Annotated in this window: 1 protein-coding gene; it reads right to left on the bottom strand. The window is 64.6% G+C overall.

Going from position 1 to position 246, the window contains the following annotated elements; translation table 11 throughout:
* Window positions 1-224 (bottom strand): hypothetical protein (locus SB751_RS33950; RefSeq protein WP_410749489.1); only part of this gene is annotated, 224 nt, incomplete at its 3' end.
* Between the last annotated feature and the right edge of the window lie 22 nt (window positions 225-246).

Here is a 246-nt window from a genome sequence, read left to right as displayed (position 1 = left end):
CCAGCATCGGCCACCACAATCACGGGCGGCGCTCCACGTGTGGTTGCGGTGATCAGGTCGGCGATGATGCCTACTGCCCCCAGGGCCAGCGAACCCTGGCCCACTGACATTCCAGCATAGGCGGTCGCGGCTGCTCCAATACCGGCGTCACCGACCACGTCACCCGCAGCTCTCGCAAGGCTGGTGACAGTGCCATCCTTCTCGGTCACGCGAATGTCGACCATGGTTCCCTTGGCAACCACAGGC

It is taken from the genome of Cupriavidus sp. SIMBA_020 (genome assembly GCF_046535395.1).
GTDB classification, from domain to species: Bacteria; Pseudomonadota; Gammaproteobacteria; order Burkholderiales; family Burkholderiaceae; genus Cupriavidus; species Cupriavidus campinensis.
This window is presented reverse-complemented; position numbering and strand designations above follow the sequence as displayed.